The sequence below is a fragment of the Nguyenibacter vanlangensis genome (genome assembly GCF_013376155.1).
GTDB classification, from domain to species: domain Bacteria; phylum Pseudomonadota; class Alphaproteobacteria; order Acetobacterales; family Acetobacteraceae; genus Gluconacetobacter; species Gluconacetobacter vanlangensis.
Genome location: NZ_JABXXP010000006.1, coordinates 1 through 12,006, shown reverse-complemented (window position 1 = coordinate 12,006; position 12,006 = coordinate 1). Strand labels below are relative to the sequence as shown.

The 12,006-nt window shown below is 62.8% G+C and carries 9 protein-coding genes; 1 reads left to right on the top strand and 8 read right to left on the bottom strand.

Going from position 1 to position 12,006, the window contains the following annotated elements:
• Window positions 1-6 precede the first annotated feature (6 nt).
• Window positions 7-1,332 carry a capsule biosynthesis protein gene (locus HUK84_RS01475; RefSeq protein ID WP_176638628.1) on the bottom strand — a complete coding sequence of 442 codons (1,326 nt, stop codon included), beginning with the start codon at window positions 1,330-1,332 and terminating at the stop codon, window positions 7-9.
• Window positions 1,329-2,963: a capsular polysaccharide export protein, LipB/KpsS family gene (locus HUK84_RS01470; RefSeq protein ID WP_317135212.1), complete on the bottom strand. Its 1,635-nt coding sequence runs from the start codon at window positions 2,961-2,963 to the stop codon at window positions 1,329-1,331. Before HUK84_RS01470 ends, HUK84_RS01475 begins: the two co-directional genes overlap by 4 nt.
• A 335-nt stretch (window positions 2,964-3,298) precedes the next feature.
• Here HUK84_RS01470 and HUK84_RS01465 point away from each other — a divergent pair, with 335 nt between their 5' ends.
• On the top strand, window positions 3,299-4,744 hold the full coding sequence (locus HUK84_RS01465; protein ID WP_176638626.1) for an LTA synthase family protein: 1,446 nt from the start codon (window positions 3,299-3,301) through the stop codon (window positions 4,742-4,744).
• Window positions 4,745-4,771: 27 nt separating this feature from the next.
• On the opposite strand, the gene HUK84_RS01460 is transcribed toward HUK84_RS01465, so the two are convergent.
• From HUK84_RS01460 to HUK84_RS01435, 6 genes are all read right to left on the bottom strand, one after another.
• A complete protein-coding gene (locus HUK84_RS01460) occupies window positions 4,772-5,953 on the bottom strand; it encodes a glycosyltransferase family 4 protein (RefSeq protein ID WP_176638625.1) in 1,182 nt (393 codons plus the stop codon).
• Window positions 5,954-5,991: 38 nt separating this feature from the next.
• Complete coding sequence (locus tag HUK84_RS01455) at window positions 5,992-6,606, bottom strand: sterol desaturase family protein (protein WP_176638624.1); 615 nt, start codon at window positions 6,604-6,606, stop codon at window positions 5,992-5,994.
• A 569-nt stretch (window positions 6,607-7,175) separates the two neighbouring features.
• Complete coding sequence (gene holA, locus HUK84_RS01450) at window positions 7,176-8,192, bottom strand: DNA polymerase III subunit delta (protein WP_176638623.1); 1,017 nt, start codon at window positions 8,190-8,192, stop codon at window positions 7,176-7,178.
• Window positions 8,189-8,806, bottom strand: coding sequence for a hypothetical protein (locus HUK84_RS01445; RefSeq protein ID WP_246285278.1), 618 nt, complete (start codon window positions 8,804-8,806; stop codon window positions 8,189-8,191). The genes holA and HUK84_RS01445 overlap by 4 nt, the downstream gene beginning before the upstream one ends.
• A gap of 136 nt (window positions 8,807-8,942) precedes the next feature.
• The gene (gene leuS / locus HUK84_RS01440; protein WP_176638621.1) at window positions 8,943-11,555 is read right to left on the bottom strand and encodes a leucine--tRNA ligase; all 2,613 of its coding nucleotides are present in this window, start codon (window positions 11,553-11,555) and stop codon (window positions 8,943-8,945) included.
• A 70-nt stretch (window positions 11,556-11,625) separates the two neighbouring features.
• On the bottom strand, window positions 11,626-12,006 hold a 381-nt coding region (locus HUK84_RS01435), incomplete at its 5' end, for a DUF3576 domain-containing protein (protein ID WP_176638620.1).

Genomic DNA, 12,006 nt, shown 5'->3' with positions numbered 1-12,006 from the left:
GTACGCTCAGCCAGCGCTGCGAATGACGACACGTTCGATGCGGGCCGTTTCTGATTCCAGCGGGACGGCGCTGGAGAGGCCTTCGGCGCGCGTGCGGTATGTGGCCCGCTCGATCCGCTCGACGGCGCCCGCGACCACCGTGGACAACGCCTTTTCCGAGAAGAATCCGCCGGCTATCAGGCATCGATCGATCAGAACGCGGCAGAACGCGGCGAAGGTCGCCGCGTCCGGCTGTTCAGGATTGTTCCAGAATTCCGCCAGACTGCCCTGATGGGTCACGCCGCGTATATCATAGACCGCTTCGCCCAGGGTGATGACGGGAACGTTCGACGCCAGGGCCAGGGTGCCGGTCGTGCTGTTGATCGTGACCACGCCCTTGGCCGGCCGGACCAGCAGCGCGATGTCGCCGGTTTCGAGATAGCGCACCCGGTCGCCAACCCCGGCACGGGCCGCGAGGTCGGTTACCAGCGCACGCCAGTCGCGCATCCCGTTATCCAGCGGATGCTCTTTGACCAGCAGCCACAGATCCGCCGGCGCATGCGCCGCGAAGCTGCCGATGACCTCTCGGATAGCCTCTTCCATGTTGCGAAACGGCGAATGCAGGCGCACCTGCGCATCCGCGTCCAACTGAAGCGGAAACAACATATGGGGCCGTCCCGAACGATCGATTTCCGCGATCGTTTCGGCCGTGCGGGCCTGGGCGGCGTCGCGCTGGCGCAGGCGGCGCAGCCAACTGATTCCCTCGCGCCAGGGATGCCAGGGACGATAGTCGTTCCAGTGACGGAAATACCAGCGGGACAGAATATCGGCTGCGTTATAGGCAACCGCCTCGGATGCGCGGCGGCGGAAGGATGACGGCACCGGATTGTTGACGGGGGCCGGCGGCAGTAAGGCTGCCTGCGTGCGATACCAGTCGGGATCGCGCGGCAGGGTGGAATGCCCGTTCACCCCCCCGAGTTCCAGGGTAACCCAGTCCGGACGGATATATCCTTCTTCAAAGACATGGACGGGAATATGCAGCCTGCCGCAGACCGCGATGGCCGAGCGATGTAGGGGACGGCAATCGCCGAACAGCAGCACGTCGGTAATGTTGTGGCGGTGGATGACCTGTGCTACGAAATCCGGCCAGCGGCCGAGATCGCCGCGATAATCGATATCGCCGCCGAGGCGCCAGAACAGCTTGTCCCCGCCATTGAAATTTATTTTATGGACTTCGTGTCCCGCTGCCCGTAGCGCAATGCCGATCCGGCGGAACAGCGGCCCCATCAGACCCTGAAGCAGCAGAAAGCGGCGTGGCGTGCTTTTGCCCGATGTCGATCGCGATATCATCATGCCGGCCGTTCCGATCCTTGATTTTTATATGCTTGGCGCCGTCGGCCCGCGGCGATCAGCGTTTTCATGCGTCCCTGCAAACGGCGTACGCGCATCAGCGGGGTCGGCCTCCACAATTTTTCGTCACCGAGACGAGAAAGTAACGTCTCCAAGGGGCACGGCAGTTCCGTCACCGGGTCCAGATAGCGCGGGTAGATCAGCAGGGTGCCCGCGGCGAGTTCCTCGATTGTCAGCGTCCTGTTCCGCCGGGCGGGAATAATCCCCCTGTCGATCGTCAGTCCCCAGCCGGCATAGAAGGGCACGCCATAGGTGACGACCTTGACCCCGCGCAGCAGAGCCTCGAAACCGGCAAGCGACGTCAGCGTATGGACTTCATCGACATGACTCACGGCCGCGGTGATCGCTCCCCCGCGGCTGACATGGTCGGCATATCGGCGAATGATGGCGTCGTCCAGTCGTCCCTCCCTATGTCCGGCATCGACATCCGGATGCGGTCGGTAAATGACGAATGCGGCGGGATTGCGTTCCCGAACGGCTTGAAGCAGCGCGAGGTTCCCTTGGATCTCGCCGCCGCCGCAGCGGACCGATAGATCGTCGGCGACCTGGCCCGGTACCAGAATCACCGTGCGGCTGGTTTGCGCTGGCCAATCGGGGCGAGAGCCGCCACCCGCGCTACGCCCGTATTTCGATATTCCATCACGAATCAGACGGTCGATGATCGTTCGCGCGCGTTGCCTGATCCGATCGTCGAACAGCGTGGTGGCCAGGATATGCTCGAGATCGCTGGGCTGACGCGGGTCGTAATAGATGCCGCGCTTATCCAGGATGATCGATGCGGGCGTTCTGAGATCGCTGCCCAGTCCCACCGAACGGACAAACCCGTCCTCGACGCGCCAAAGGGGCACTTCCTCGCGGCGGATCGTGGTTTCCAGCCGATGTGGAATACGCGTGGCCCAAGCCGCGATCGCTTGCGTGCCACCATGGGCGAGAGACGCCCTGACGGCGGCGGAAACACGGTTGCCGAATGGCGGATGCCCGGGCGCGGACGAAAAGAAGCGGGCCATCCGCCGGCGTTTCCATAGCGACATGCCGCCGCACAGGGCGATCTTCCGATTCTGGGTCAGAATATCTTTCCAAAGCAGCAGAAGATCGATCGTCGCCGCCAGAGTCGCCGGCATGCCGGTGAAGGGGTCGACATAGCGACAGGCTTGGGCAAGGCCCGTTCGGATGTCTTGGCTGGTCAGGACATGTCCGTCCGTATCCTGGGGGCGTGCATACCAGCGGGTGGGCAGCCCGCGCAGCGCGCCGAGGATGGCGATATCCCCCGGACCCAGTTGATGGATTTCTTCCGCGTGATCCAGAAGGCCGTGCGGGTCGGCGGGCAGCAGGATTTCGGCGATGCCGGTCCGTCGCGCAAGACGGCGCGCGCCATGGTTGGCCGCCGCGGTCACCAGCAGGAGTGCCTGCGCCGGGAAGCGGCGCATAAGGCCGCTTACGAACGGTTCTGCGGCTTGCGCCGAAACGCGGGAGCACAGTGCCAGGATGATCGGGCGGCCGAACGAAGGGCGAGGGGCCCAGAAACTGCCGCCGATCCGGGCCTGGCAGATCGTCGCGGCGAGCTCCGGCGGCACGACGCTGACCGAATCGGCTTCGGGGCCCGTGTGACAGGGTACTGAGAGCGGAGGCACGTTCGCAGTGAAAGGCGGCGCACGGAGAAAGCCTTCGCGCGGATAGAGGACTGACAACGCCATGTTCGCCCCGGACGGAAGGGGGATCATCGTTTTTCGCTTTGCGCCGTGCGGGTCATATTCGAATCAGGATCGGCCCAAGCCGCCACGAATGCAAGCCCCGGCCCATCAGTCGACCTGCGACCGGAATTATTATAGGACAGTTTTATGTATGGCAGTCATCGCAGAAAAATAAAAATGCAAGAATTTCGTTACGTCAACTTCGTGGATATGATCTGATGGCATTGGCTTTTTTTTGTACCGCCGTCATATTCTGTTTCGTGGAGCTGTTCGGGACCCGCCTGAGGGCGGGACGGTTCTTGGTTTGGCGGCTGATCATCGATTGCCTGATCTGCGCGATATTCTGGTCGGCCGGACTTGCGGTGACGGGGGCATCCTCGGTCGGAAGCGCCGTCAGCATTCTGTTGCTCGTCGCGGTTCGGGTCGGTTCAAGGATCAAGGTTGCGCTGTTGGGCGAGCCCGTGGTCTTCTCCGATATCGTCGCGGGATTGAACCTGCTGAAGGCGCCTCAATTCTACGCCTTCGCTCTGCCCGGCTATTTAAAGCTGGGTTTTCTGCTGGCCCTGCCGGTCGGCGCGGCACTGCTGATCCGTGCCGTAAACCTTGCGCTTCGGCCGCATCTGGAGGGGCTGGCGGTCTTCCTGCTCTCCGTGGTCGCGCTGGCCCTGATCCCCGAGGAGAAGCTTGCGCCGATCCCTGATCTCAGGGCCGATATCGTGCGCATGGGATTGCCGGCGATACTGTTTCTTTATTGGCGACGCTGGCTGGGGCAGGCCGACATGGCGTCGCCCGGTGACGGGAAACACGGCGATGCCGACCATGGGCAGCGACCATCGACAGAGATCGTGGTGGTCGTGCAGTGTGAATCCTTTGCGGATCCAACCAGGTTGCCGATCCCGGCGGTCGACCGGGCGATGCGGTTACCGGGGCTTGAGCGGGCACGGCGCGATGCGGATTTCCAGGGGGACCTCCTGGTCAGCGGCTTCGGCGCCTATACGATGCGAACCGAATATGGATTGCTGTTCGGGCGGTCAGAAGAAGAATTGGGTTTCCGCCGTTATGATCCGTTTCTGACGGCAATGCGGGATCGTGCATATGCTCTCCCTTATAGATTGAGCAAAGTGGGCTATCGGACGTTTTTCGTGCACCCTCACGCGCTCTCGTTCTATCGCCGCGACCGGCTCATGCCGTGGATCGGCTTTTCTCAGGTCGCCGGACGAGAGGCGTTTCCCCACGTAGCGTCCCCGGCCATGCCCTATCCCGAAGATCGGGCGGTGGCGGCTTATCTCAGCCATCTTGTTGAGACGGCCACGGAACCGTCTTTCTTCTATGCCGTCACGATGGAAAATCATGGACCGTGGCCGGGACGCAGCGCGCGTGAATCGCTGGCGTCCTATCTTGGCCATCTTGCGAACAGCGACCGGATGCTGGACGAACTGCGGACGGCATTGGACAAGACGGGGCGCAGCTATCTGCTGGTTTTCTTTGGGGATCACCGGCCGTCTATCCGGGGAATGCTCTCTCCGGGCGAAGAGCGCGGCACCCCGTATGTCGTCCTGCGCTCCGGAGGGGATTGCCGCCGCGCGGAGCCTTGCGAACAAGCGCTGACCCCGGCGGAACTGCATCGTCTGATCTTGGATTTGGTGATGGGTAGAATGGCCTGACGAAACGGCTCATGTTTGATCAATAATTCATTGGCCTGCATCGCGATCGAAGCCGATTTGTCGATAGAACGTGCCGAGCGCGTTGCGGAAATTCTCTCGAGAGAACGCTCTGCGGCGTGCATGTCCCTTGGCGATCAGGGACCGCGGCAGGCCGCCGTCTTTCGTGGGCGTATCCAGCCGCGCGATTGCGTCCGCCATGGCATCGATATCATACGGATCGACCAGCAGCGCGGCATCGCCCCCGATTTCCTCCGTTGCTCCGCCCCGCGACGTCATGACGGGCGTGCCAAGCGCCATCGCTTCGAGGATAGGAAGGCCGAAGCCCTCCGCAAGGGACGGGAACAGAAGAGCCTTGGCCCCCATGAGCGTGCGCAGCAGACCGATCCGGTCAATCCATGGAATACGAATGACGGTGCTTGTCGGAGCACGGGATGACAGGTCCGGAGCGTCATCCCCATCGGGCCCGATCAGGATGAGCGGCGTGCGCGTTCTCGACCGGGCATGTGCCTTCAGCAGGCGGTCGATATTCTTGCGCGCCTCAATGCGTCCGACAAAGATGAACGCCCCGTCCGCGGCGATCGGGGGGACCCCGGCGATTTGGGTCAATTGATCTGTCGAAAATTCCACGGGCTGAGACAGATTTGTGATTTTGTCGGGAGAGGTGCCCAGCCGTTCGATGATTTGCCGCCTGACGGTTTCCGAAACCGTAATGATCGCATCCGCCCGTGTGACGGCTTCGTTGATCAGCCGCCGGAAGCGCTTGGAGTCGATGCCGGTCAGGTGCGGATGAGTGAGAGGGATCAGGTCATGGATGGTGGTTATGTTCAGGGCCCCCTCCAAATGCAGAGGAAGGGGATAGGTCCAATGGATCATTCGCGGCGGATGTGGCGTGCGCAGTGGCATGAAACGGCGGCGCAATCCGAAATGGACATGGGCGCTTCGATATAGATCACGGCTGAGCAGCGACGTGGGACCGAGGCGCCGCACGGTCGGTCGTGCGTGGAGTGCCCGCAGAAGGGGCAGGGGCGTCGTACGCCCGGAAGAGCGGGCAGGTTCTTCCTGTTCCAGCAGGATGGACGGGGGCATGTTCATCGCGACAAGAGCGTCGGCAAGCGCCGTGGCGTATGTCGCAACACCGGTTCCGCCTTTTCGGCCATAATTGCGTCCGTCGAGCCATATGAGAGAATCGGGGTCGACGTTCGTGGTCATCAATGTGTGGGCTTATGGCGTTGCGTCGTGGTTTCTATTTATTTTTTATGAAGCGTGAAGAATATCTTATCCAGAATGGGCAGTGAAATCGCGTGATTCATGTCTGGGTCTTGATAATGATGAAGCAAATGATGACGCTTGATCATCATGAAGATCTTGTTCTGAGCCTTGAAATGATGGCATGCGTAGTGCGTCACGTCATAACAGACATAGCCCGCCAGGAAACCTGACAGGAAATCGAGCCCGTGTTCCAGACCGGCAGCTCCGACGACCAGCGCTCCAAGGACCACGGCCAGGGGAAGCGAGGCGCCGAAGGGCATCAGGCTTCGCAACGGGTGGTTCGGTTGGGCGTGGTGGTTGCCATGCACTAGGAATATGAACGTTTTTCCTTTTGGAGTTCTGGCTTTGAAATGAAAAAGAAAACGATGCACGCAATATTCGAACAAAAACCATGTCATCAGCCCGAGAAGGCCGAGCGCGATAAACGATGACATGGAGCGTGCATGCCATATTGCGCCGATGCAGACCGTCAACACGATCGGCAACCATACGGCCAGGAAAGTCGTAAACGAAATGAAAGTCAGTCGTTCGAGCCAGGGATTGTCAAACAGTCGGACCGGCGAGCAGACGTTGTTTTTTTTTTGAATGTTCATGGCGTCAGCCAACTCTCCAACTCACCGCCATAAATACCTCAGAGGCGTTGCCGTCGTCACACTTGATTTGACCAAAACAGCTTCCGTCCTGTGTGTCCACGGAGAAACGCCTCGATCACCGGCTTTTTTGCGCCGAGAAACGGTTACACTAAGGCGCGATGCCGACATCAAAAAACAAATAACAGCAGAACACTTTGAAGAAAGTGTGGTGTCCGCGGCGGGATTCGAACCCACGGCCCCAGGATTCATCCCACTTCGGCTTTCACCGCCGCCATCGGTGATGGCGTTCGTGGTCTGGACTGTCCCTTCGCCATAGGCCCAAAGGCCGACAGGCGCCGCCCGTCCAGTCTCTACACCGTCCCGGCAAAGCCGGGCTTGGCTCGGGATTGGCACGACGCACGGTCAGAGCGTTCCCCGAATTTGAGCGGATCCGTCATGGGGTTTCCCGTCATGACGCCCAATTTGAACCAGGAATCCTGTGCTCTATCCTGCTGAGCTACGCGGACACACTTGGTTTTTTGTAGCCGATCGATGAGGTGAGGGCAAGCGTCGTGCGACCGTAGGAAGCATTAGCGTCCGCGGCGCGGCAGCCTGGCGGTCGACGCCAGACGGGCGATATGGCGTCGACAGAGAGTCAGATCCGGTGCGCCGGTTTGCTTGCAGTCTCGCTCAAGGGCCAGGGTTTGCATGGCGGCCTCCATCAGCCGGTCGGTAGTCCACAATGATAGGGCCTGGCCAAACGCTTCGGTGCGCTTGAAAAAGACGGGAGGACGCAGAGCGCGCATGGCGTCTGCGCGGCTTTGACCGCCATCCATGGCAATGCGGGCGCGGCGCAGCCGGTGCAGGTGCGATAGTAAAGCACGTGCAATCGCAATCGGACTCGTTCCCTCGGCCAATGCACGCTCGATCGCTAGATCGGCGCCGGCCCGATCGCCCACAGTGGCGGCGAAGGCTGCGTCCTCAAGTGAGACTCCCGCTGCGTCACCGATGCAGGCCCGAACATCGTCCAGTGAAAGCTGGCCGCCTCGGCCGGCATAGAGCACCAACTTCTCGACCTCTCCCCGTGTGGCGGCGCGGTCGGGGCCCAATTGACTGGCAAACCATGCAAGCGCGTCGGGATTGATGCGGATATCTTCCTCGGCCAGCATCTGGCGGATTGACGCTTCCAGTGCGCGTCCTTCCTCGGGATAGCAGCCGATCGCGGCGCATTGCGCATGGGCTTCGATCAGGCTGCGCAGACGCGAGCGTGCAGCCAGGCCGGGGGCTTCTATGACGACTAGCGTATCCGACGACTGGGACAGGCTGGTTTTCAGTGGGTTGGCTAGGGAATCGCCGCCTTCGCGAATCCAGATGACTCGGCGGCCGCCGGTCAAAGACAGGGCGAAGATTTCCTCTTCAAGCCTTTCTGGCGCATCGCGGTCTAGAATAACGACACGGAACGGGTCGTCCAACTGTGGCGCAATAGCCGTCGCCGCTTGGCGGGCGCGTTCGCGGATCAGGCCGATGTCGTCGCCGTGCAGCAGGATGGCACGCAATGCACCAGGTTCACGCAGGATACGCGCGACCGAGCGGGCGTCGATCTTCACTGGCTGTTGATCGTCCCGTTTTGCGGTTCGGCGTCTGATGCGCCGGATGGGTTGGGCTGAGAACGGCCGATAGCGACTGCGGGCATGCCGTCCTCGCCTACCGATTGCGCGGGGAAGTCATTGTTCGAATTCGGCATGACCGTCGGATCGATATAGACGGGGCGTGGCGCCGCCACGCGCTGCGCTGGCTGAGCGTGGGTGCGGAACCAGATCGCCACCTGTTGGGTAATGCGATCGGCGATCGTATTGGCAACACGCCGCCCCAGGGTCGCCTGGTTCAGGTTTTGGGCGAAATATTGTTCGAACGTCTCGTTCTCGCCGTCTACCGTCTGGGCATCGCCTTGCGTCAGCAGCACTGGGCTGGGGGCGACCGTGTAGAGTGCCCAGTGTGCATGGGCGGTAGCCCGCGTACGGCCGGACGTGTTGTCCTGGTGGATGTCGATGGCCTCGTTCATCACGTAGGAACTGACGCGAAGCGTGTAGAGACTGGGATTCTCTGCCTCCGCACCGGCCATGTCCTGCTGCAGGAACAGCCGTAATTCCTGCCCGTATCGTTCGGGGATACTGGCGACATAAACTTGCTGCAGCTTCTGAGGAATGGTGCCTCCGGCCATCGGATGGGTATCGGATGATCCGTAAAGCGGCTGGAACCCGCATCCGCCCAGTCCGAGAACGGCCGCAGCCACAACCCCCGTGCGGGCTGCACGGCAAGGGGAGGATGGGCGGAGGCGGAAGGAGCCATTCATTCGGTCAGCCCGCGACTACGAAATTGATGATCCGGTTCGGCACATGGATACGCTTGACGATACGCTTGCCTTCCAGAAGCCGTGCGACGTTGGGTTCGTTCTCGGCCAGCGTGATGACGTCATCGGCTGGAGCGTCCGGCGCGGCGTCCACGGTTCCGCGTAACTTGCCCATGATCTGTACCGCGATCGTGACCTGGCGTGCCACCAGCAATTCAGGCTCGGCGATCGGCCAGGCGCGGTTGACCGCGGGTGCTTGTCCGGGTTCCAGCAGGGCCAGCATCTCTTCCGCCTGATGGGGGACCATAGGCGCGGTCAATAGGCAGAGCGCGCATGCGGCTTCCCGGCGGGCATGGTCCATGCCTTCGTCTTGCGCGGCGCGTTCGGAATCGGCCAGAGCCGATGTCAGCTCGTGCAGGCGCGCCACCGCGACATTGATCGCAAAGCCTTCCAGCGCCTCGGTTACCGCGGCGATGGTGCGGTGGGTGGTGCGGCGCAATGCGTCGGCTGCCGCCGAGGGGGGAATGACGGCGTTCGCCGCCGGGACCGTTTCGGCAACCTGGCGGACGGTGCGGTACAAACGCTGCAGGAAGCGTGCGGCCCCTGACACGCCGGCCTCGGTCCATTCCATGTCGCGGTCCGGCGGGCTGTCGGACAGGACGAACCAGCGCGCGGTGTCGGCGCCGAAGCGTTCGATGATCGCGACCGGTGCCACCGTGTTGCGCTTGGATTTGGACATTTTCTCGACGCGGCCGATCGTGACGGGTGCGCCGGTGTCGCGGCGTTTTGCGCCGTCGGCGGTGCGTTCGACCTCGTCCGGATACAGCCATTGACCGTCGGCGTCGCGATAGCTTTCGTGGTTCACCATGCCCTGGGTGAACAGTCCGTTGAACGGCTCGTTCAGGCCGACATGGCCGGTTTCATGCATCGCGCGGGTGAAGAAGCGGGCGTAGAGCAGGTGCAGGATCGCATGCTCGATGCCGCCGATATATTGATCGACCGGCAGCCAGCCATCGGCGGCGCCTTGCACCGTGGGGGTTGCGGCGTGCGGGGCGGTGAAGCGCGCGAAATACCACGAACTGTCGACGAACGTATCGAACGTGTCCGTCTCGCGCGTCGCGTCGGCGCCGCAGTTCGGACAGGCGACGTGTTTCCAGGTCGGGTGATGGTCCAGCGGGTTGCCGGGGCGGTCGAACGTGACGTCTTCCGGCAGGACGACGGGCAGGTGCGCGTCGGGGACCGGGATCGCGCCGCAGGCGGGGCAGTGGATGACGGGAATCGGGCAGCCCCAGTAGCGCTGGCGGGAGATGCCCCAGTCGCGCAGGCGCCAATTGACCACGCCGCGGCCGACGCCCATGGCTTCGAGGCGGGCGATGGCTTCGGCTTTGGCGGTGGTGCTGTCGAGGCCGTCGAGGAAGCCGGAATTGATGAGGGTGCCGTCGCCGTCCCAGGCTTTATCCGTTATGGAGAAAGTTGTGTTTTCAGCGCCCGGCGGAAGGATGACCGGCGTGACTAACAGATTGTATTTATTGGCGAAATCGAGATCGCGCTGGTCGCCGGAGGGGCAGCCGAAGATTGCGCCGGTGCCGTATTCCATCAGCACGAAATTGGCGATCCAGACCGGGAAGCTGCGATCGGGCATGAAGGGGTGCGCGACGCGCAGCCCGGTGTCGAAGCCGCGCTTCTCGGCGGTTTCGATCGCTTCCTCGGACGTGCCCAGGCGGCGGCATTCGGCGATGAAGGCGGCGGCGTCGGGATTGGTCTGCGCCACCTTGGCGGCCAGGGGATGGTCGGCCGCGACCGCCAGGAAGGACATGCCAAACAGCGTGTCGGGACGGGTGGTGAAGATTTCGACCGAATCCAGGTCGGTATCGAAGCCCGGCGGGGGGGCGTGCAGCGCGAAGCGGACCCGTGCGCCGACCGAGCGGCCGATCCAGCGTTCCTGCATGGCGCGCACGCGCTCGGGCCAGCGGGGCAGGTGGGACAGGCCGTCGAGCAGTTCGGGCGCGAATTTGGTGATGCGCAGGAACCACTGCGACAATTGCTTCTTTTCGATCAGCGCGCCCGAGCGCCAGCCGCGGCCGTCGACCACCTGTTCGTTCGCCAGCACGGTATGGTCCACCGGGTCCCAGTTGACCCAGCTTTCGCGGCGTTCGACCAGGCCGGCGCGCAGCATGTCCAGGAACAGCTTCTGCTGCTTGCCGTAATAGTCGGGCAGGCAGGTGGCGATCTCGCGGTCCCAGTTGAAGGAGAAGCCGAGCCGCTTCAGCGTGCCGCGCATCGCGGCGATATTGTCCAGCGTCCAGGTCTGGGGATGGACGCCGCGTTCGCGCGCCGCGTTTTCCGCCGGCAGGCCGAACGCGTCCCACCCCATGGGATGGAGCACGGAATAGCCGCGGGCGCGCTTGTAGCGCGCCACCACGTCGCCCAGCGTGTAGTTGCGGACATGACCCATGTGGAGCTGTCCCGACGGGTAGGGGAACATCTCGAGCACGTAATATTTCGGGCGGTCGGCGGGGGGGACGTCGGGGACGTCGAAGGCGCCCGCTCGGTCCCATTCCGCCTGCCATCGCGGCTCGGCCGTGCGGAAATCGTAGGAGGCGGGCGTATTCTCGGTCATGTCTGCGGTCCGGGGGCGGAGCGGCCCCTTATCTTATAGTCGAGGCTTATGGTCGAACGGGACGGGCGGCTTACTTGCCGCCGTCGGCGCGGAGCTGGCGCGCGCGCGTCAGGATCCGGGAGGTGATGTCGGAGACGACGTTGGGCGCGACGGGCGTGTCGGTCCATTGGCCGTCGGCGAAGACCTGGCGGAACACCGAGATGCGGATCGCGTCCGAGCGCAGGTTGCGCGACAGGATATAGGCGGTGATCTTGAAGCGTTCGTTCTGGGTGGCCGGCGGGGTGTACCAGTCGGTCAGGATCACGCCGCCCACGGCGTCGGCCGAGGAGAAGGGCATGAAGGACAGCGTGTCGATCGCGCCGCGCCACAGATAGGCGTTGACGCCGCTGCTGCCGATCTGGTCGTCGCCGCCGCCGGCCGAGCGGTCCTCGCTGAGCAGGTGGTTGCGCGG